The organism is Xanthomonas sp. NCPPB 1325, assembly GCF_041477645.2.
GTDB classification, from domain to species: Bacteria; Pseudomonadota; Gammaproteobacteria; order Xanthomonadales; family Xanthomonadaceae; genus Xanthomonas; species Xanthomonas cannabis.
Genome location: NZ_CM192985.1, coordinates 2,459,276 through 2,475,212, shown reverse-complemented (window position 1 = coordinate 2,475,212; position 15,937 = coordinate 2,459,276). Strand labels below are relative to the sequence as shown.

14 protein-coding genes and 1 riboswitch are annotated in these 15,937 nt (G+C 64.8%); of the genes, 3 read left to right on the top strand and 11 right to left on the bottom strand.

Annotated features, from left to right (window positions below):
• Nucleotides 1-264: 264 nt before the first annotated feature.
• The 8 genes from ACCQ10_RS10530 to ndk all read right to left on the bottom strand — a co-directional run bounded on the left by ACCQ10_RS10530 (nucleotide 265) and on the right by ndk (nucleotide 8,431).
• On the bottom strand, nucleotides 265-1,485 hold the full coding sequence (locus tag ACCQ10_RS10530; RefSeq protein ID WP_372360590.1) for a molybdopterin molybdotransferase MoeA: 1,221 nt from the start codon (nucleotides 1,483-1,485) through the stop codon (nucleotides 265-267).
• Between the two features lie 315 nt (nucleotides 1,486-1,800).
• On the bottom strand, nucleotides 1,801-3,198 hold the full coding sequence (gene der, locus ACCQ10_RS10525; RefSeq protein ID WP_372360588.1) for a ribosome biogenesis GTPase Der: 1,398 nt from the start codon (nucleotides 3,196-3,198) through the stop codon (nucleotides 1,801-1,803).
• A gap of 10 nt (nucleotides 3,199-3,208) precedes the next feature.
• Nucleotides 3,209-4,426 carry an outer membrane protein assembly factor BamB gene (gene bamB / locus ACCQ10_RS10520; protein WP_039403800.1) on the bottom strand — a complete coding sequence of 406 codons (1,218 nt, stop codon included), beginning with the start codon at nucleotides 4,424-4,426 and terminating at the stop codon, nucleotides 3,209-3,211.
• A complete protein-coding gene (locus ACCQ10_RS10515; protein ID WP_372360587.1) occupies nucleotides 4,426-5,064 on the bottom strand; it encodes a YfgM family protein in 639 nt (212 codons plus the stop codon). Before ACCQ10_RS10515 ends, bamB begins: the two co-directional genes overlap by 1 nt.
• Nucleotides 5,065-5,134: 70 nt before the next feature.
• Nucleotides 5,135-5,986: a helix-turn-helix domain-containing protein gene (locus ACCQ10_RS10510; protein ID WP_372360585.1), complete on the bottom strand. Its 852-nt coding sequence runs from the start codon at nucleotides 5,984-5,986 to the stop codon at nucleotides 5,135-5,137.
• Nucleotides 5,983-6,771, bottom strand: a complete 789-nt coding sequence (gene pilW / locus ACCQ10_RS10505; RefSeq protein WP_039403808.1) for a type IV pilus biogenesis/stability protein PilW — start codon at nucleotides 6,769-6,771, stop codon at nucleotides 5,983-5,985. The genes ACCQ10_RS10510 and pilW overlap by 4 nt, the downstream gene beginning before the upstream one ends.
• 10 nt (nucleotides 6,772-6,781) lie before the next feature.
• Nucleotides 6,782-7,987 (bottom strand): dual-specificity RNA methyltransferase RlmN, encoded by a 1,206-nt coding sequence (rlmN, locus tag ACCQ10_RS10500; protein WP_047695171.1) that lies wholly within the window; start codon nucleotides 7,985-7,987, stop codon nucleotides 6,782-6,784.
• 18 nt (nucleotides 7,988-8,005) lie between these two features.
• The gene (ndk, locus tag ACCQ10_RS10495; protein WP_002812972.1) at nucleotides 8,006-8,431 is read right to left on the bottom strand and encodes a nucleoside-diphosphate kinase; all 426 of its coding nucleotides are present in this window, start codon (nucleotides 8,429-8,431) and stop codon (nucleotides 8,006-8,008) included.
• Nucleotides 8,432-8,650: 219 nt separating this feature from the next.
• Between ndk and ACCQ10_RS10490 the strand changes: the two genes are divergently transcribed.
• The 3 genes from ACCQ10_RS10490 to ACCQ10_RS10480 all read left to right on the top strand — a co-directional run bounded on the left by ACCQ10_RS10490 (nucleotide 8,651) and on the right by ACCQ10_RS10480 (nucleotide 13,025).
• The gene (locus ACCQ10_RS10490; RefSeq protein ID WP_047695173.1) at nucleotides 8,651-9,283 is read left to right on the top strand and encodes a TetR/AcrR family transcriptional regulator; all 633 of its coding nucleotides are present in this window, start codon (nucleotides 8,651-8,653) and stop codon (nucleotides 9,281-9,283) included.
• A 24-nt stretch (nucleotides 9,284-9,307) separates the two neighbouring features.
• On the top strand, nucleotides 9,308-11,680 hold the full coding sequence (locus ACCQ10_RS10485) for a 3-hydroxyacyl-CoA dehydrogenase/enoyl-CoA hydratase family protein (protein WP_372360584.1): 2,373 nt from the start codon (nucleotides 9,308-9,310) through the stop codon (nucleotides 11,678-11,680).
• A 139-nt stretch (nucleotides 11,681-11,819) separates the two neighbouring features.
• On the top strand, nucleotides 11,820-13,025 hold the full coding sequence (locus tag ACCQ10_RS10480) for an acetyl-CoA C-acyltransferase (RefSeq protein WP_372360582.1): 1,206 nt from the start codon (nucleotides 11,820-11,822) through the stop codon (nucleotides 13,023-13,025).
• Nucleotides 13,026-13,183: 158 nt separating this feature from the next.
• Here the strand turns inward: ACCQ10_RS10480 and crcB are convergent, their stop codons facing one another.
• The 3 genes from crcB to lolA all read right to left on the bottom strand — a co-directional run bounded on the left by crcB (nucleotide 13,184) and on the right by lolA (nucleotide 15,928).
• Nucleotides 13,184-13,585 (bottom strand): fluoride efflux transporter CrcB, encoded by a 402-nt coding sequence (gene crcB / locus ACCQ10_RS10475; RefSeq protein WP_039564608.1) that lies wholly within the window; start codon nucleotides 13,583-13,585, stop codon nucleotides 13,184-13,186.
• 114 nt (nucleotides 13,586-13,699) lie between these two features.
• Nucleotides 13,700-13,768: riboswitch (Fluoride riboswitch) on the bottom strand.
• 1 nt (nucleotide 13,769) lies between these two features.
• Entirely contained in the window at nucleotides 13,770-15,059 is a 1,290-nt protein-coding gene (locus tag ACCQ10_RS10470; RefSeq protein WP_372363097.1) for a replication-associated recombination protein A, read from the bottom strand.
• Nucleotides 15,060-15,298: 239 nt separating this feature from the next.
• A complete protein-coding gene (lolA, locus tag ACCQ10_RS10465; RefSeq protein ID WP_166745008.1) occupies nucleotides 15,299-15,928 on the bottom strand; it encodes an outer membrane lipoprotein periplasmic chaperone LolA in 630 nt (209 codons plus the stop codon).
• Nucleotides 15,929-15,937: the final 9 nt, after the last annotated feature.

The window sequence follows — 15,937 nt, the reverse complement described above, 5'->3', positions numbered from 1 at the left end:
ATTACGGCAGCTTGGGCAGCACAGATGGCTGTCTTCCGGCGTACCCTCACCCCAACCCCTCTCCCGCAGGGAGATGGGCTATAGAGCGACTCGCTGTGGCTGTTCAAGGCTTCAGCTGCAAAGCCACGCCACCTGTGCGCACGCCTGAGGAATGCGCACCGTGCCGTATTCACGCTCGGCGCCAGGCGCGTCGCATGCTTTGCGCCGTCCATCATCCTTCCAACAACGCACTACATGGCCGAGCACAGTCGATCCATGGCGCGCTCACAACGCGTAAGGAATCACCCGCACGATCTCGCCGGCCTCGAAACGCCGCGCCTGCTCGGGCAAGACGATCAATGCATTGCTGTCGGCCGCGCCACGCAATAAGTGCGAAGCGTCGCCGCGGTGCGGCAGCGCGGTCAGACGTCCGTCTTCGCTGCACTCCAGCCGTCCGCGCAGGAACTCCAGGCGTTCGTGGCGCTTTTCCCATGGGGCTGCCAACGCCGCATGCCAGACCGGGCGCGGCTCGCTGCGCCCCTGCAATCCATCCAGCAACGGCACCCCGTAGGCGATCAGCGTTGCCAGCACCGACACCGGGTTGCCCGGCAGGCCCAGCACCAGGCAGCGGCCAATCTGCCCCAGCACCGCCGGCATGCCCGGGCGCATGCGCACGCGCCAGAAGTGGATGCGGCCCAGCTCACCGATCAGCCGCGGCAGATAATCCTTTTCGCCGGCGGAGACACCGCCGCAGGTGATCACCACATCGAACGCAGCCGCCGCATCTTCCAGCACCGTGCGGATGCGCTGCGGGTCGTCCGGCAAGGTCGGCCACGCAGTTGGCGCGTAGCCCAGCGCCCGTAGCTGCGCCATCAGCATGTCGCGGTTGCTGTTGTAGATCTGGCCCGGCCCGAGCGGCATGCCCGGCTCGACCAACTCATCGCCGGTGGCCAGCACCGCGATGGTCGGGCGCGGCGCCACCGCAAGGCGCGACACGCCAAGTGCCGCCGCCAGGCCAATCCGCGCCGGCGTCAGCACCTGCCCGGTCTGTATCACCAGATCGCCTGCACGTACGTCGCTGCCGGCCAACCGCACAGCTGTGCCCGGTGTGGGCGTGGTGCGAAACCGCACGGCGCCGTCGTGCTCGTCGGCCTCTTCCTTGGGAATCACGGTGTCGGCGCCATCGGGCAGCGGCGCGCCGGTGGTGATGCGCAGGCATTGGCCTGCGCCGAGCGTGCCGGTCCAATGCTCGCCAGCGAATTGTTCGCCGACCAACTGCAACGTCGTATCACCCGCAGCGACATCGGCATGCCGAAGCGCAAAGCCATCCATCGCGCTGTTGGCGAATGGCGGCAGCGCCAGCGGTGCAATCAGATCGCCGGCAGAGATCCGCCCATCGGCACGCGAGGTGGCGATGTTTTCATCGGGCGAACGGTTGCTGGCCGCGACAGCACGCAGAATCTGCAGCGCCTGCGCATAGGGGATGCGGGAAGGATAGTCGGTCATGCCGCGCAGGATACCAGCGCCCCGCTACCGCGTATGACGGCCGCGTCACTCGGCTATTGAAGCAGCATGTGCCTTCGAACAACGCACGCCATTGCGCGTGAACTCAAGATTTCGGCCGATCTCGAGGTCGCCAAATGCTGAAAACAGGTACGTCCACGTGGTGGAGATTACGTTAGCCGTTGGTCGAAAGCTCAAGCACATCGTTCAGAGCTTCATGGCCCCGATCTACAGAGCTGATCTGCAACTCACAGTTCGACAGACCAGCGCGCTTCCAACACCGCCTGAAACATTGCGTGTCAGGCAGCCTCGATGCACTTACTTACCCTTGACGTGCCGGATCAGGCGCCGCTTGCGTGCGACCTGACGTTCGGTCAGCACGTTCTTCTTACCCTCGTAGGGGTTTGCACCCTCGCGGAAGATAAAATGCACCGGCGTGCCGACCAGCTTGAAGCGCTTGCGGAAGAAGTTTTCCAGGTAGCGCTTGTACGACTCAGGCAGCACCTTCAGGCGCGTGCCATGCACGATGAAGGTCGGCGGGTTCGCCCCGCCCGGATGCACGTAGCGCAGCTTGGAGACGTGGCCACGAATGCTCGGCGGCGGATTGGTCTCATAGGCGATTTCCAGCGCCTGATTCACTTCGCTGGTGCTGAACTCGTGCGTCGCTGACGCGTGCGCGCGGTGGATCGCCTGGAACAGCTCGCGCATGCCCGAGCCATGCAGCGCGGAGATGCGCACCGCCTCGGCCCAGCTGACGAAGCCGAGCTTGCGCGACAGCAGATCTTCGGCCTGCGCGCGTTGGTAATCGCTTTGCCCGTCCCACTTGTTGATCGCAACGACCAGGGCACGGCCGGCATCCAGGATCGCACCGAGAATCGTCGCGTCCTGATCGGTCACACCTTCGGTGGCGTCCAGCATCAACACCGCCACCTGGCATTGCTCGATCGCCTGCAGCGTCTTGAACGCACTGAACTTCTCGACCGCCTCTTCCACCTTGCCGCGACGGCGCAGGCCGGCGGTATCGATCAGGCGGTACTGGCGATTGTCGCGCTCCAGATCCACCGCAATCGAATCGCGGGTGGTGCCGGGCACTTCGGAAGCGATCATGCGCTCTTCGCCCAACAGGCGATTGACCAGCGTCGACTTGCCTACATTCGGGCGGCCCACGAAGGCGATCCGCACGCGCGCCGGGTCGTTGTCCAGCAACTCGCCGGACCCTTCCTCGGGCAGGCGTGCGCCCACTTCCTCCAGCAGTTCGTCGATACCCTGACGATGCGCCGCAGACAACGCCACCACGTCGGAGAAGCCGTAACGCGCAAATTCCGAGCGCACGGTCTCTTCGTCGGTGCCGTCGATCTTGTTGATGACCAGCACGGTCGGCCGCGCCAGCTTGCGCAGCCAGGCCAGGATCTCGTCATCAAGCGAGGACGCACCTTCGCGGCCATCGACCACGAACAGCACCAGATCCGCTTCGCCGGCGGCGGCACGCGCCTGACGCGCCGTGGCGCCGGCAAGGCCTTCCTCATCACCGGCGATACCGCCGGTATCGACAACGATGAAGGGTTGCTGCTCGTCCAGCCGGCAGACGCCGTAGTTACGGTCGCGGGTGACGCCGGGCTGGTCATGGACCAGCGCGTCGCGGGTGCGCGTCAGCGCATTGAAGATGGTGGACTTGCCGACATTGGGCCGTCCAACCAGGGCGACCAGGGGCAGCATCGCAAGGTCCTTATTGTGCCAACCGGAAGGCGGTGAGATCGCCGTCGGTGTTTTGTACCAGCAGAATGCCATCGACGACCTGCGGCTGCGCCAGCAGCGTGTCGCGTCCAGCGCGAGCGCGCGCGGCCAGTGCACCGTCGCTGAGTTTCAGCCAGTGCAGGTAGCCCTTGTAATCACCGACCACGGCGTAGTCGCCCTGGATGGCAACACCGGTCAGCGAGCGACGTGCCAGGGCAGCCTGCGACCACATCGCCGCGCCGCTGCTCTTGTCCAGGCCCCACACCGAACCGGCGTTATCGGACACCACCACCACGGCCGACGACACACCGACGCCACCGGCGCCGCCGTGATCGCGCGTCCATAGTGGGCGACCGCTCGGGCCTTCCAGCGCCAGGGTTTCGTTCTTGAAGCTGGTGGCGTACAGCGTGGTGCCATCCAGCACCGGCGCACCATCCACGTCGGACATGCGCTCCAGCTCGGTGCGGCCTTCCGGCACGCCGATGGCCTGCTCCCACAACGGACGACCGTCCTGCAGCGCCAGCGCGCTCAAGGTGCCGCTGTCGTTGCCCACGAACAGCACGCCCGGGCCGGTCACGATCGGCGCGTTACCGCGCACCGACAGCGTCGGACCTTCTTCGGCATGGAACCAACGACGCTCGCCGGTGGCTGCATCGAAAGCGCTGACGCGTCCATCGTTGCTGCGTACCAGCACCAGGCTCTGCGCAATGGCCGGCGCGGCGATCACTTCGTTGGGGACCTTGGCGCGCCACTTTTCGGTGCCGTCGGCCTGGTTCAACGCGATCACATCGCCGGACAAGGTCCCGATCACCACCAGGCCTTCGCCCACGCCCGGGCCACCGGACAGGCGCTGCTTGAACTTGCGATCGTTGCGCTCTTCCTTCTTGGGCTTGTATTCCCATACACGCTTGCCGGTCTGCAGGTCCAGCGCCTGCACGCCGCCGGTGATGGCCGCTGCATACACCTTGCCATCGGCCACGGCCGGGCGCTGACGCACGCCGATATGCCCCTCGCCCTTGCCGACGCCGGTTGACCAGATCTTGTCAACCTTGACCGACGGCTCGAACTTGACCAGCTCGGCAGGTTCCTGCGCCTTCTTGGCAGCAGCATCCTTTCCGGCAAACCAGCCCTTGACCGTGCTGCAGCCAGCCAGCGACAGACCCATCACCGCAATCAACGCAACGCGCTTATACATATCAACCTGCTTCATCAAATCTGCTCCGCCGGATCGGGCACCTTGCCGCCTACATCCATCAGCTTGGTTTCCAGCAAGCGGCGCTGCGGCGAGGCCACATCCACCGTGGTCAGGGCCTTGGTGTACAGCGCACGCGCCTCGTCCGGCTTGCCCTGGGCCACCAGCGCATCGGCGCGGATCTCCAGGCTGGCGTGGTCCTGCGCATCGGCCAGCAGCTTGATCGCTTCGTCCGGCTTGCCACTCTCGGTGAGCACACGCGCCAGGCGCTGCTGCACGATCTGCTTGAGTTCGCCTTCGGCGGGCACGTCACGCAGGGTCTTGATCGCTTCGGCATTCTTGCCGGCATCGACCTGCGCCTTGGCCAGGCGCAATGCGGCCAATTCGGCGTAGATACCGCCCTTGCCGTCGTCCAGCGCCACGATGTCCTTGGCTGCTTTCTCCAGGTCCTTGCCCTGGATCGACTTCACCACTGCTTCGTAGCGGGTGTTGGCTTCCACCAATGCAGTCGTGGTGTGCTTCTGCCACCACTTCCAGCCCAGGATCAGGGCCAGGCCGAGCACCACACCGCCCACCAGTCCCGCCCCATTCTTTCTCAACCAGGAACGAACGCGTTCGCCTTGTTCGTGTTCGTCCAGCAGATCGTCGATCGCCATGCGTACTCTCGCTCCGTCATCCCGGAGGCGCGGAACATCAAAAGGGATAAATGAAAAACCGCAGTCCGCTTCACTCGGAAGCAGGTACCACGGAGCCGTCGGAGGATACCGCAAAACGGGCCACGTTAGCGCGCTGGAACGGTTTCACGTCGACGATACTGCCGCCTTGCTGAACCTGTACCGCCGACGCATTGCCCAGCACGATGCGGCCCACCTGACCTGGCGAATAACTGCGGCGTTCGCCAGCGCGGATCAGCGCCTTTTCGACCGCGCTGCCGTCCGGTGCCAGGATCTGCACCCAGCTGTCGCCGCTGAAACTCAGCGACAGGTCGCCGGATCCGGCAGCTGCCGACGCTTCATCGGCGGTGGTGGTACGCGGCACCGGCGTCATCGACGCGATATAGGGCGCCGGCTGTTCGCGCGGTGCGGCAGCGGGCGGCATCGCGGCAGCGGGAGCGCCGGCCTTGGCCGCAACCGGCATGCTGTCCAGCGATACCGTGCTTGGCGCCTTGCCATCCAGGTGCGAACGCGTTGCGTACCAGACCGGCACGGCGAACACGCCGGTGATGACCACATACATCGCCTTGCGCGCAGTGCTTTCGAGAATGCGCCGGGCACGCGGGGTATGCGTATGACTGACCAACTTGACCGGTTCGATGGGTGCAATGGTCGCCTGCTGCAGCAGCGGCTCCAGGTCGACCTGCAGCAGGCGCGCATAACTGCGCAACTGGCCGCGTACGAACACCGGCGCACCCATGCGCTGCCACTCTTCCTGCTCCAGAGAATGCACCACCCGCGCAGGCATGCGCAGCTTGCCGGCGACCTCGTCCACGCTCAGACCTGCAGCTTCACGCGCCTCGCGCAACTGCGTTCCGCAGCCCTTTTCCTGCTCGAAAGGGTTCGGATTGGAATCACTGATCACAATGCATTGGCCCCGGGGTTAGCGGTCGCTGCGTCAGGAAATTCCTTGACCAACCGCTGTTGGTAACGGCTGGCAGCTACCTTGTCGCCTAGCCCTTGCTCAATCTGAATGGCGAGTTGTAACACGGAAGCCGTTGCCCGTGCAGCCGCAAGCCGCCGTTCGATGAAGGCGCGCGCCTCAAAAAAATGACGACGCCCCGCTTCCAGGCGCGCCATCGACTCCAGCGCATAGGGATTATTCGGGTCCAGTTCGAGCGCCTTGCGCAAATCGCTGGTTGCGCGTTCGGGTTGGCCGGCCTTGATCGCACAGCCACCGGCATTACCGAGCGCAGACGCTGGAGATGCATAGGTGCGGTCGGTCAGCGCCCGGTCGAACCACAGCAGCGATTCGGCAGGCGAGCCGTTGGCGCACAGCCAGGCACCGTAGTTGTTCAGCACATCGCCCCGCTGCGGCGCCAATTCGGCCGCACGGCGATAAGAAGCGCCGGAGCCGGCCACATCGCCCCGCCCCCCTTGGATCAGCGCCAGCATGCCGATGGCATCCACCGACTGCGGATCCTTCTTCAGTGCGGCTCGAACCTGCTCCTCGGCACCTGCGTAGTCGCCGGTTTGCAGCCGGTTACTGGCAAGCCCCAGCTTTTCCTGCACGGCAAGGCGATTCTTGGTGGCCTTGTCGTCGCGGAAAGAGTACACCGGCGCGACTTCCTCCACGCTCTTGGCCGAGCCGGCCTTGGCATTACGACCACCGCAACCGACCGCACACAACGCGATCGCCACGGCCGCCATTAACGCGAGTTCACGCTGCCGCATCTCGATCGGCCTGCCCTTCCAATGTGCGGCGGAACTCCGCCTGGCGACGGGTACGGTCCATGACCTGCCCCTTGAGTTGCCCGCATGCCGCATCAATGTCGTCGCCACGGGTGCGGCGAACCATCGTCAGCACCTGCGCATCGAGCAGGATCTTCTGGAATGCGCGAATCTCCGTCTCGCCCGAGCGCTCGTAACGCGTACCGGGGAACGGGTTGAACGGAATCAGGTTGACCTTGCCGGCGTCCTTGGACTGCACCGCATTGTCGAACTGCCGCATCAACCGGGCCAGCTGGCGCGCATGCTCCGGCTGGTCGTTGATGCCCTTCATCAAGGTGTATTCGAAGGTCACCGAATCGCGCTTCTTGCTGCCGCGCAGATAGCGCGCGCACGACTCCATCAACTCGGCGATCGGGTACTTCTTGTTCAACGGCACCAGGCTCTCGCGCAGCGTGTCATTGGCGGCATGCAGGGACACCGCCAATGACACGTCGCTTTCCGTGGAAAGCCGGTCGATCATCGGCACCAGGCCGGAGGTCGACAGCGTCACCCGCTTGCTGGCCAGGCCGTAGCCCAGATCGTCGCGCATCACGCTCATCGCGCGCACGACGTTGTCGAAATTCATCAACGGCTCACCCATGCCCATCATCACCACATTGGTGAGGCGGCGCTGCTGATGCGGCACGTTGCCCAAGTGACGCGCAGCGACCCACACCTGACCGATGATCTCGGCGGTGGTGAGGTTGCGGTTGAAGCCCTGGGTGGCTGTTGAACAGAACGTGCAGTTCAAGCCGCAGCCGACCTGGGAGGACACGCACAGCGTGCCGCGGCCCTTGTCGGGGATGTACACGGTTTCGATGGCGTTCTTGCCGTCGGTACCCATGGCCAGCAGCCATTTGTGGGTGCCGTCGGTAGAGGGCTTGTCGAACACGACGTTCGGGACGAGGACCTCGGCATGCTGGTGCAACTTCGCACGCAATGCCTTGCCGAGGTCGGTCATCTGGTCGAAATCGGTGACGTAGCGATGGTGGATCCACTTCATCACCTGATGGGCACGGTAACGCGCCTCGCCGAGTGTGTCGGCGAAGAAGCGCTCCAGTCCCTCGCGATCGAGGTCGAGCAGGTTCTGCTTGCGCAGTTCCGGGGTACGGACAGGTACGTCCTGCAACACGGAGGGGATCACGACCTCATTCACGATTCGACTCTCTCGGCCTCAGCGCGAGACCACTTCGGTGGCGGCAAAGAAATACGCGACTTCGTTGGCAGCGTTCTCGACCGAGTCCGAGCCGTGAGCGGCGTTGGCATCGATCGAATCGGCGAAGTCGGCGCGGATGGTGCCCGGCGCAGCGTCCTTGGGATTGGTCGCGCCCAGCAGGTCACGGTGTGCGGCAACGGCGTTCTCGCCTTCCAGCGCCTGGATCATCACCGGGCCGGAGATCATGAACTCGACAAGCGCGTTGAAGAACGGACGCTCACGGTGCACGGCGTAGAAGCCTTCGGCTTCGCGACGCGACAGCTGCTTGTACTTGGCGGCCACGACCTTCAGGCCAGCCTTCTCGAAGCGGCTGTAGATTTCGCCGATGACGTTCTTGGCAACGGCGTCGGGCTTGATGATGGACAGGGTGCGCTCCAGCGCCATGGGAAGTTCTCCGTTGGGCGGGCCACTGAAGGCCCGAGGTTATCATGAAAAAAACCCGCGTCAAAACGCGGGCTTAGGCTTCTTTGCGATGGTCAATTCTATCGTGTCGCCCATCCATTTGCACACCGCCCCCTGAATCGTGCTGCATTGCCGCATGACGCGCCTGCAACCAAGCCCGTAGACTCAAACAATCGTTTGATTGAGCCTCACCCTTAGCGCATGCCCAAGCCTGCCCACTTCTCCACCAAGGACCGCATTCTCGGTGCCGCCGAGGAGCTGTTTGCCCAGCATGGGTTTGCCGGTACCTCGCTGCGGCAGCTGACTACCCAGGCCGACGTGAATATCGCTGCGGTCAACTATCATTTCGGCTCCAAGGAAAACCTGGTCAACGAGGTGTTCCGCCGCCGCATGGACGAGATGACTGCCGCACGGCTGCAGCAGCTAGAGGCAGCAAGGAAATCACGGCCCGGCGAACTTACTGCCGTGCTTGCGGCCTTCGTCGAGCCGGCACTGGCGATGGCGCAGGACCGCCAGAACGGTGGCGCCTTCGTGCGCGTGATTGCCCGCGCCTATGCGGAAAAGAACGACAACCTGCGCAAGTTCCTGTCCGACCATTACGGTCATGTGCTGCGCGAATTCGGCAAGGCCATCGCCGTCTGCGTGCCGGGCCTGAGCAAGGAAGAGCTGTATTGGCGGCTGGACTTCCTGGCCGGCGCGCTCACCTACGCCATGGCCGACTTCGGCCTGATCAAGCGCCCGGCGGGCGTCAGCGAGGCCGACCACCGCGCGCGCGCGGCGCGCGAACTCATTCGTTTCGCGGAACCCGGGTTCCGCGCTCATTCCACACCGTAAACGCTCCACCAAGAGGCCATTGCTATGTCCAATCCGTTGCTAGTCCGTCGCGCCGCCGTGCTCGGTGCCGGCGTCATGGGCGCGCAGATCGCCGCGCACCTCACCAATGCCGGTGTCGACACCGTGCTGTTCGACCTGCCTGCCAAGGAAGGTCCGGCCGACGGCATCGTGCTCAAGGCCATCGCCAATCTCGGCAAGCTCAGCCCTGCCCCGCTCGCCAGCAAGGCGCTGGCCGAGGCGATCACCCCGGCCAATTACGAGAGCGGCCTGGAGCAGCTGCGCGACTGCGACCTGATCATCGAGGCGATCGCCGAGCGGATGGACTGGAAGCAGGACCTGTACAAGAAGATTGCTCCGTTCGTGGCCGATCATGCCGTGCTGGCCTCCAACACCTCCGGCCTGGGTATCAACAAGCTTTCCGACGTGCTACCCGAGCAGCTGCGCCACCGCTTCTGCGGCGTGCATTTCTTCAACCCGCCGCGCTACATGCACCTGGCCGAACTGATTCCGGCCAAGGGCACCGACAAGGCCGTGCTCGAAGGTCTGGAAGCCTTCCTGGTCACCACGCTCGGCAAGGGCGTGGTGTATGCCAAGGACACCCCGAACTTCATCGGTAACCGCATCGGCGTGTTCTCGATCCTTTCCACCATCCACCACACCCAGGAGTTCGGCCTGGGCTTCGACGAAGTCGATGCGTTGACCGGCCCGCTGGTCGGCCGCCCCAAGTCGGCGACCTATCGCACCTCGGACGTGGTCGGCCTGGACACCATGGCGCACGTCATCAAGACCATGGGCGACACCCTGCCGGACGACCCGTGGCACCAGTACTTCACCGCGCCGAAGTGGCTGGAAGCGCTGATCGCCAAGGGTGCCCTGGGCCAGAAGGTCGGCGCCGGCATCTTCCGCAAGGTCGGCAAGGACATCGTGGTGCTGGACCTGCAGAAGCAGGACTATCGCGCTGCCGATCGCACTGCTGCGCCGGAAGTGGTGGAGATCCTGAAGATCAAGAACCCGGCGGAAAAGTTCGCCAAGCTGCGTGAAAGCCAGCACCCGCAGGCGCAGTTCCTGTGGGCCACGTTCCGCGACCTGTTCCACTACAGCGCGTTCCATCTGGCCGACATCGCCGAAACCGCGCGCGACGTGGATCTGGCGATCCGCTGGGGCTACGGCTGGTCGCTCGGCCCGTTCGAGACCTGGCAGGCCGCCGGCTGGAAACAGGTGGCACAGTGGATTGCCGAAGATATTTCCAGCGGCAAGAGCATGAGCAGCGCGCCGCTGCCGAACTGGGTGTTCGACGGCCGCGATGGCGTGCATGGTGCGGAAGGCTCGTACAGCCCGGCGCGCGATGCCAAACTGCCGCGCTCTGCCCTGCCGGTCTACAAGCGCCAGCGCTTCCCCGATCCGTTGCTGGGCGAGCAGTTCTCGCCGGGCGAGACCGTGTTCGAAAACGACGGCGTGCGCATGTGGCACGACGGCGACGATATCGCCGTGGTCAGCTTCAAGACCAAGATGAATACCGTGTCCGACCACGTGCTCAACGGCCTGCAGGAAGTCGTCGGCCGCGCCGAGAAGGACTTCGCCGGGTTGGTGATCTGGCAGCAGAAGGAGCCCTTCTCTGCCGGTGCGGACCTGGCCGGCGCGCTTGGCCTGCTGCAGGCCGGCAAGGTCGATGCGTTCGAAGCGTTGGTCGCCAATTTCCAGGCCACCAGCCAGCGCATCAAGTATGCGCAGGTGCCGGTGATTTCCGCGGTGCGCGGCCTGGCACTGGGCGGCGGTTGCGAGTTCCAGATGCATAGCGCCAAGACCGTGGCCTCGCTGGAAAGCTACATCGGCCTGGTGGAGGCCGGCGTCGGCCTGCTGCCGGCCGGTGGCGGCTTGAAGGAAATCGCGGTCCGCGCTTCGATTGCGGCGGGTCCGGGCGGCGACGTATTCGCCGAACTGAAGAAGACCTTCGAAACCGTCGCGATGGCCAAGGTGTCCAACTCGGCGGTCAACGCCAAGGAGCTGGGCCTGCTGCGTGCCACCGACAAGATCGTCTTCAACAGCTACGAGGCACTGCACATCGCCAAGGCCGAAGCCCGTGCGCTGGCCGAGGGTGGTTACCGCGCTCCGCTGCCGGCCCGTCGCATCCAGGTCGCCGGCGATGTGGGTATCGCCACTTTCAAGATGCTGCTGGTCAACATGCTGGAAGGCCGTTTCATCAGCGAATACGACTACGAGATCGCCACCCGCATCGCCACCGTGGTCTGCGGCGGCGAAGTCGATCGTGGCGCACTGGTGGACGAAGAATGGCTGCTCAAGCTCGAGCGCAAGCACTTCGTCGAACTGGCCCAGCAGGAAAAGACCCAGGCACGGATTGGGCACATGCTCAAGACCGGCAAGCCACTCAGGAATTGATTGAAGCCGGGACCCGGGACTCGGGACCCGGGACCCGGAAAGGCAAGAGCCGCTACTGGGCGCTTTTGACCTTCCGGGTCCCGGGTCCCGGGCCCCGGGACCCGAACAAGCACTCTCCCAGCCATTCGAGACCCATCCCATGACCCGACAGATCCAAGAAGCCTACATCGTCGCCGCCACCCGTACCCCGGTCGGCAAGGCGCCCAAGGGCGTGTTCCGCAATACCCGTCCCGATGACATGCTGGCGCACGTGCTGCGCGCAGTGGTCGCGCAGGCGCCGGGCATCGACCTGTCGCGGATCGACGATGCCATCATCGGTTGCGCCATGCCCGAGGGCGAGCAAGGCATGAACGTGGCGCGCATCGGCGTGCTATTGGCCGGCCTGCCGAATTCGGTCGCCGGTCAGACCATCAATCGCTTCTGTTCGTCCGGCATCCAGGCCGTGGCGATGGCGGCCGACCAGATCCGCCTGGGCAATGCCGACCTGATGCTGGCCGGCGGCACCGAGTCGATGTCGATGGTGCCGATGATGGGCAACAAGGTCGCCATGTCGCCGAGCGTGTTTGCCGACGACCACGTGGCCATCGCCTACGGCATGGGCATCACCGCCGAAAAGGTCGCCGAGGAGTGGAAAGTCTCGCGCGAAGATCAGGATGCGTTCGCATTGGCTTCGCATCAGAAGGCGATTGCCGCGATTGCTGCCGGCGAATTCCGCGACGAGATCACCCCGTACGAAATCCATTCGCACCAGCCCGACCTGGCGGGCAACGTCATCGCGCTGCGCAAGCGCCTGGTCGACACCGACGAAGGCCCGCGCCCGGACAGTTCGCTCGAAGGCCTGGCCAAGCTGCGCCCGGTGTTCCGCAACGGCCAGTTCGGCGGCAGCGTGACGGCTGGCAATTCGTCGCAGATGAGCGATGGTGCCGGTGCGGTGTTGTTGGCGTCCGAGCAGGCGATCAAGGATTACGGCCTGACCCCGCTGGCCCGCTTCGTCAGCTTCTCGGTCGCCGGCGTGCGCCCGGAAGTGATGGGCATCGGCCCGATCGCCGCCATCCCCAAGGCACTCAAGCAGGCCGGTCTGACCAAGGATCAGCTCGACTGGATCGAGCTCAACGAAGCCTTCGCCGCGCAGGCGCTCGCAGTGATCCGCGACAGCGAACTGGACCCGTCCAAGGTCAATCCGCTGGGCGGCGCGATCGCGTTGGGCCATCCGCTGGGCGCCACCGGCGCAATCCGCGCCGCCACCCTGGTGCACGGCCTGCGCCGTCGCCAGCAGAAGTACGGCATGGTCACCATGTGCATCGGCACCGGCATGGGCGCAGCGGGCATCATCGAGGCGCTGTAAGTCAGGCATCGCAAGATCGGCCGCCATGCCGCTCTCGTCAAACAGGTCAGATGCTCACCGAAGGCGTGCGAAAGCACGCCTTCGGATTTTTCGAAGAGCACGGCTTACCGAGCACGCAAGACGCGTCTGCCTGTCGCGAGGATGCGGCAAGCCGCAACCTAGCGTGCAATCAACCACTGCCCGGCACGCGCACCGGCAAACACCAACGCCAGCCCAGCCACCAGGGTCACCGCCAGATACACGCCGATCAGCGTCGAGCGGTCGCTGCGCGCGAACATCAGGCACTCCATCATCAGCGACGAAAAGGTGGTCAGCCCGCCGATCACGCCGACAATCAACAAGGCGCGTAGCGGCCAGCTCGAAGGACCACGCGCCTCCAGCCACACCATCAGCACGCCGGCGACGAACGAGCCCACCAGGTTGACGGTCAATGTTCCCCACGGGAACCCGCTGCCAAAGCGCTGCAGCAACGATGCGCCGATCGCAAACCGCAGTCCCGACCCCAGCGCTCCGCCGGTCATTGCCAGCAACAGTTGCTGCCACCACACCGGCGCGCTCATGCAGGAACCCCGCAGTCGGCGGCCGGCAGTGTCTTTGAAGAACCAGCATGCAAAAACGGCATCATCCATCCTCGGTCAAGAAGCGATGCCGGCCACGGACCTGCCGCCCCGGCGGGGTGGGCAGGCATCATCAGCACGCAGAACGCGTGCGGTTCAAGGAGGAATGCCATCTCCTGCGGCTCGATTATGCCGTGGACTTGCCAGCCTTGTCAGCCCGCGCCTGGGCACGCGCGGCGCGCAACCGATCGAGCTTTTCCTTGAGCTTGATCTCCAGCCCGCGCGGTACCGGGTTGTAATAAATCCGCTCTCCCATCGCATCCGGAAAGCCGGTCTGATCCAGTGCGATACCGCCTTCGGCATCGTGGTCGTACTGGTAATCCTGGCCGTAACCAAGCGTCTTCATCAGTTTGGTCGGTGCATTGCGCAGATGCAGCGGCACCTCTTGCGTGCCGGTGGCGCGCACTTCGGCCTTGGCCTGATTGAAGGCGGCATAGCCGGCATTGGATTTGGCCGTGCTGGCCAGATACAGCACCAACTGCGCGAAGGCCAGTTCGCCTTCCGGACTACCCAGGCGCTCGTACATATCCCACGCCTCCAGCGCCATGCTCTGCGCGCGCGGATCGGCCAGGCCGATGTCCTCGATCGCCATGCGGGTCAGCCGGCGCGCCAGATAGGCCGGGTCGCAGCCGCCGTCGAGCATGCGGGTGAGCCAGTACAGCGCGGCATCCGGGTTGGAACTGCGCACGGACTTGTGCAGTGCCGAGATCTGGTCATAGAACTGTTCGCCGTTCTTGTCGAAGCGACGGGTGCGGTCGGCCAGCACCTGCAGCAGCGTCTGCGGCGTGATCTCGCCGCCCTCGCCGGTCGCCAGCTCTGCAGCGATTTCCAGCAGGGTCAAGGCGCGCCGCACATCGCCATCGGCGGCGCCGGCGATTTCCAGCAGCGATGCATCGGTGACCTGGATCGTCTCCTGGCCCAACCCGCGCTCCGGATCGTGCAAGGCACGCTGCAGCGCTTCGACGATGTCCTGCGGAGACACCGCTTCCAGCACGTGCACGCGGCAACGCGACAGCAGTGCCGAGTTCAATTCGAACGAGGGGTTTTCAGTGGTCGCGCCGACGAACAGAATCGTACCGCGCTCGATATGCGGCAGGAACGCGTCCTGCTGCGCCTTGTTGAAGCGATGTACCTCATCGACGAACAGCACCGTGCGGCGACCACCAGCAAAGCGCTGCGCGGCTTCGGAAAGCACCTGCCGCACCTCCGGCAACCCCGACAACACCGCAGAAATCGCCTTGAATTCGGCATCCGCGTAATGCGCCAGCAGCAGCGCCAGCGTGGTCTTGCCGCAGCCCGGCGGGCCCCACAGGATCATCGAATGCACGCGGCCGGATTCCACCGCGCGGCGCAGCGCGCTGTCGGCTGTCAGCAGACGCTTTTGACCGACCATTTCATCCAGCGTGCGCGGACGCATGCGCTCGGCCAGCGGACGCAGGTGATCGGCGTCCACGCTGAGCAGATCGGCGGTGCCTTCAATGGGGGATCTGGTTCGTGCCACGCCCCATTCTATCCCGCCATCGCGTTAGGGCATTGCGGTGACGGTGCGCGTTGGCGGCATGCACCGTGCCGGCCACGCATGGGTCTTGAATGCGAACGACGATGTGGCGGCAGACGCCTTCCCAAAGAAAGACATCTGCACGTGCAAGCGACCCGTTACTGCGCATCGCCTACCACATCCACACCCTTGGCCGGGGTGTAGCGGAAGGTGTCGGCGGCAAACGCAGGATTGCGTTTCCACCCGCTGAAGCTGATCGCGGTGCGCTGGCCGACCGCATCGACGACTTCCATCCTGGCCAGGCCGTCCTTGCCGAACCCGAGCGAGGCCATCTGGAAGCTGGCTTCGGTGTCGACCTTGGGCGTCAGCGACAACCACTGCAGCCCGTCGCGCGGTGCGGCTTCTTCGCTGACGTCGTACTGCTTGTCCAGGCGCGCCGGGTCGATCAGGGCCACCAGCGGGCTGTTCTGCTCTTCGCTGCCCTGCGCACGCACCGTCACCTGCTCCAGGTCGGGGTCAAATACCCACACCTTCCTGCCGTCGGCCACGATCAATTGCTTGTAGGGCTTGGCGTATTCCCAACGAAACAGGCGCGGTGCCGACAAGGCTACCCGCCCGCTCGAGCGCTCCTTGACCCGGCCATTGCCATCGGTGACCTGCTGGTTGAACTGCCCGTCCAAGCCTTTCAGGCCGCGCGTGAACGTATCCAGCTCCTGGCGCGCACCGGCAAACGCGGTACCGGCGAACAGGGCGGTGGCGAGGACGGCATAACGGAGCTGGCGATGCATCGCGGTCTT

Coding starts and splice junctions, on each gene's coding strand:
- ACCQ10_RS10480 (WP_372360582.1), top strand. CDS start 11,820: ATGACCCGACAGATCCAAGAAGCCTACATCGTCGCCGCCACCCGTACC.
- der (WP_372360588.1), bottom strand. CDS start 3,198: ATGCTGCCCCTGGTCGCCCTGGTTGGACGGCCCAATGTCGGCAAGTCC.
- ACCQ10_RS10485 (WP_372360584.1), top strand. CDS start 9,308: ATGTCCAATCCGTTGCTAGTCCGTCGCGCCGCCGTGCTCGGTGCCGGC.
- ACCQ10_RS10515 (WP_372360587.1), bottom strand. CDS start 5,064: ATGGCGATCGACGATCTGCTGGACGAACACGAACAAGGCGAACGCGTT.
- ACCQ10_RS10530 (WP_372360590.1), bottom strand. CDS start 1,485: ATGACCGACTATCCTTCCCGCATCCCCTATGCGCAGGCGCTGCAGATT.
- ndk (WP_002812972.1), bottom strand. CDS start 8,431: ATGGCGCTGGAGCGCACCCTGTCCATCATCAAGCCCGACGCCGTTGCC.
- ACCQ10_RS10470 (WP_372363097.1), bottom strand. CDS start 15,059: ATGCGTCCGCGCACGCTGGATGAAATGGTCGGTCAAAAGCGTCTGCTG.
- ACCQ10_RS10490 (WP_047695173.1), top strand. CDS start 8,651: ATGCCCAAGCCTGCCCACTTCTCCACCAAGGACCGCATTCTCGGTGCC.
- bamB (WP_039403800.1), bottom strand. CDS start 4,426: ATGAAGCAGGTTGATATGTATAAGCGCGTTGCGTTGATTGCGGTGATG.
- pilW (WP_039403808.1), bottom strand. CDS start 6,771: ATGGCGGCCGTGGCGATCGCGTTGTGTGCGGTCGGTTGCGGTGGTCGT.
- lolA (WP_166745008.1), bottom strand. CDS start 15,928: ATGCATCGCCAGCTCCGTTATGCCGTCCTCGCCACCGCCCTGTTCGCC.
- crcB (WP_039564608.1), bottom strand. CDS start 13,585: ATGAGCGCGCCGGTGTGGTGGCAGCAACTGTTGCTGGCAATGACCGGC.